This is a genomic window from Nostocoides sp. (assembly GCF_035343835.1).
In the GTDB taxonomy this organism is placed as follows: Bacteria; Actinomycetota; Actinomycetes; order Actinomycetales; family Dermatophilaceae; genus Nostocoides_A; species Nostocoides_A vanveenii.
The window spans coordinates 19,502-23,216 of record NZ_DAOQZV010000022.1; the positions used below are offsets into that span (position 1 = coordinate 19,502).

Annotated in this window: 3 protein-coding genes; 2 read left to right on the forward strand and 1 reads right to left on the reverse strand. The window is 65.5% G+C overall.

The genetic code is table 11. The features are described 5' to 3' along the window. Positions 1–347: 347 nt before the first annotated feature. Both PKH97_RS03165 and glmS read left to right on the forward strand, forming a co-directional pair. Positions 348–608, forward strand: coding sequence for a hypothetical protein (locus PKH97_RS03165; protein WP_324385951.1), 261 nt, complete (start codon positions 348–350; stop codon positions 606–608). A gap of 43 nt (positions 609–651) precedes the next feature. Continuing rightward, a complete protein-coding gene (gene glmS / locus PKH97_RS03170) occupies positions 652–2,472 on the forward strand; it encodes a glutamine--fructose-6-phosphate transaminase (isomerizing) (RefSeq protein ID WP_324385952.1) in 1,821 nt (606 codons plus the stop codon). On the opposite strand, the gene PKH97_RS03175 is transcribed toward glmS, so the two are convergent. After that, positions 2,459–3,598, reverse strand: coding sequence for a DNA adenine methylase (locus PKH97_RS03175; protein WP_324385953.1), 1,140 nt, complete (start codon positions 3,596–3,598; stop codon positions 2,459–2,461). The two genes, glmS and PKH97_RS03175, sit on opposite strands and share 14 nt — an antisense overlap. Positions 3,599–3,715 lie beyond the last annotated feature (117 nt).

Genomic DNA, 3,715 nt, shown 5'->3' on the forward strand with positions numbered 1-3,715 from the left:
GCAGCCGGAACGGCGCTTGCGAGGCGAGCGGTCAGGTCGTGATTGATCACCGACCTCTTGTGCGCCGCCGCCACAGTGCTGGCCATATTGACGATCAGATAGGCGCCGACGACGAGGACGAGTCCGCCGGCGAGGATGACCTTGACGGCCCTGAGGAATCCCGACATGTAGGGGACCGTAACGCGGCCTCGCCGGTCCGCCATGGGCCGCGCTACTCACGATGCGCGACCCACAGAAGACGGACTCTGACGTCCGGATGTAACCCGCAAATGGGTTTGCTACTCACTTCCCTGCCCGAAATCGGGCAGATTGTTGCTGTTCGCGACTCGGGATGTCATGCTGGATGCGTGCCGGACCGAGAACTCGTCGACCACGTGACGCGGTCGACGGGTCTGACCGAAGCCGTTGCCGGACGTCTCGTCGACGACATCCTGGCCTGGTATCACGAGGACGTGGAGTCCTATGTGCGCCGTCGGCACGCGAACCTGCATCTGCACGGGGTTCGGAATGCGCAGGCATACGAGCAGATCGCCGCGGAGCTGCGCGAACGCGTCGTCGCAGCCCCTGCTCTCAGTGCCCGGCAACTGCGGCGCATCGTTTCCGGCTGAGTTATCCCGGACCACCGACCACACGAAGCAAGGAGAAGCACCCATGTGCGGAATCGTCGGCTACATCGGCGACCACGCGGCCGCTCCCTATGTGATCGAGGGGTTGAAGACCCTCGAATACCGCGGCTACGACTCCGCCGGCATCGCGGTCCTCGGCAGCAAGGGCGCGACCATCGTCCGCTCCGTCGGTCGCATCCGGGATCTGGAGGCCAAGCTGCCCAAGCGGCTGACCGGGAAGGTGGGGATCGGGCATACGCGCTGGGCCACACACGGGCCGGCGACGACCGATAATGCGCACCCGCACACGAGTGCGGGTGGGCGGATCGCGTTGGTGCACAACGGGATCATCGACAATGCCGCCACCTTGCGGACGAAGCTCATGGCCGCGGACGTGGCCTTCACCAGCGACACCGACACTGAGGTCGTCGCGCATCTGATCGCGCGCTCCGCCGCCGACACCCTCGAGGGGGCCGTGCTCGACGCTCTCGCTCAGATCACCGGCACCTATGCGCTTGCGGTGACCGACTCTGGACACCCTGATCGCATCGTCATCGCCCGCAATGGCTCACCGCTGATCATCGGCGTGGGCGAGAAGGAGACGCTGATCGCGAGCGATGCGGCGGCTCTGGTGCGGCATACGACGCGCGTGGTGCATCTCGACGACGGCGAACTGGCGACGGTGACCGCGGGGGGCTTCCACACCTTCGACCGGGAGGCCAACGACACCGGCCGTGAGCCCGTCGAAATCGACCTTGCCGCAACGGATCTCGAGCTCACCGGGCACGAGCACTATATGTACAAGGAGATCCTCGAGCAGCCTGAGCGAGCCGCAGCCGTCATCCGCGGTCGCCTCGACGCGCGCTTCGCCACGGCCCGGCTCAACGGGCTCAACCTCAGCCCGCGCGAGCTGCGCGCCTTCCGCCGCGTGAAGTTCCTCGGTTGCGGATCCGCCTACTACGTAGGCCAGATCGGTGCGCAGATGATTGAGGATCTGGCGCGGATCCCGGCCGACGCGGAGCCGGCCTCGGAGTTCCGCTACCGCAACCCGATCATCGAGCCCGACACCCTGTATGTCGTGGTCTCGCAGTCCGGCGAGACGGCCGACACCGCCTTCGCGGTGCTGGAGATCAAGCGCAAGGGTGGCACCGTGATCGGCGCGGTCAATGTGGTCGGGTCGACCATCGCCCGCGAAGTCGACGGTGGCATCTACCTGCACGCCGGCCCTGAGATCGCCGTCGCGTCGACCAAGGCGCTGACAAATATGGCGATGGCCTTCGGCATGCTCGCCCTCCACCTCGGCCGCCTCCATGATCTTTCGTATGCCGATGGCGAGCGAATCAGCAACGCGCTCAAGGCGATTCCCGAGCAGATCCAGGCGATCCTCGACAGCGAGCCCGCGATCGCCGCGATCGCGCAGCGCGTCGCCAAGGCGGAGAACGCTTTCTTCATCGGCCGGGTGCGCCAGTATCCCGTGGCCCGCGAGGGTGCTCAGAAGTTGAAGGAGATCAGCTATGTGCACGCCGAGGCCTATCCGACCAGCGAGCTCAAGCATGGCCCGTTGGCACTGATCGATCCGGCGATGCTGACTGTCGCCGTTGTGCCGGACGATGAGCTTGCGAGCCGCAATATCGCTGCGGTGGAACAGGTTCGAGCCCGCGGGGGAGAGGTCGTCGCGATCACCCACGAGGCGGTGGAGTTCGGGACGATAGCGATCGAGCGGATCGTGGTGCCCAAGACCGAGCCCGAGCTCGACCCGATCCTGCTCATCATCCCCACCCAGTTGCTCGCCTATCACGCGGCCCTGGTCTTGGGTCACGATGTCGACAAGCCACGCAACCTGGCCAAGTCGGTCACGGTCGAGTAGCCGAGCCGCCCGTCTCGACTCCGCGCATCGAGAGTGCACCTCCGGGCCGTCGAGTGTCCACACTCGACCGTCCGGAGGCGTATTCCCGACGGGCTTGCGCGAGTTGGTCGTCGGTCAGGCCGGCGACATAGAGGTATTCGACATTCCGCACGCGCGTGACCTGGCCGACCTTGACGCCACGGGGGCTGTAGATGCCGATCCGGGCACCCACATAGCGCTCGTGGTCGAACTCCATCACGGTCACATCGTCGTGCCCGGTCTCGTGCAATGCGGTCAGCATCTGCTCCGGTGAGATCCAGGCTTCGTCGTTGTAGGAAACGACGAGGGCTTGCGCCTTGGTGCGCCGCAGCAGATCGGTGAACGCCGACGGCATCTCGCGCTTCTTGTTGAAGATGCTCTTGGAGGCGGGATCGCGGGCGTCGATCCGTTTGCAGGCGATGCCATAGTGCTCGGGGGAGTCCCAGCGGATCAGCGTCTCCCAGATGTGGTAGTTCGTGAAATACCGGTGTTGGTTGTACGGCGGGTCGAGGTAGGCGAGGTCTACGGCTTCCATGGCCTCGACGACGTCTCCGGCATCTCCGAGGACCGATTCTCCTGTGCCAGAAAGGAGTTCGGGCTCGCGCAACTCCAGTGCGTTGTAGGACCGTCGCGACCACGACTTGAGGTAGGCCTGCTGCATACCGGCTGTGGAGTCCACGCGATCGGCGGCGAGCAGCAGACTGGTCAGCAAGATGGGGAGTAGGGGATCGGCCACGAAGTGCTGTGCCAGTTCGTTGCGGATCGCATCGATGCGAGCGCCATTGTGGGGTTGGAAATAGCGCGCTTGCTCGCAGAAGGTCGCGGTGACATAGCCCGGACGACCGGGCAGGGTGTTGAGGTGATCGAGCACCTCGGCCAATCGCGTCCGGTCGACGGTGCGGGCGTCAGTGGCGATGAAGCATTGCGCCAGAACCGCGCTGTAGGTCGCGATGTCGGCCGCGGTCGTATGGATGCCTCGTCGCTTGAACTCCTGGGCCACCCTGGTCGAGCCGGTGAACAGATCAAGTGCCGTCCGTGCGCCCGAAGCGGACGCGAGAGCCCCCAGCGCGGGGGCCAACGCCCGCTTCGAGCCGAGGTACTTGATCACCCTGGGCAGCGTAGGCGGTCGGCTGAGACCGAACGGCAGATTCAGACGAGCCGGCCAGGCCGTGGCGGCCATCGCGGCACCGACTCATCCATGTTGGCTCCGAAAGTCCCGTTCCGT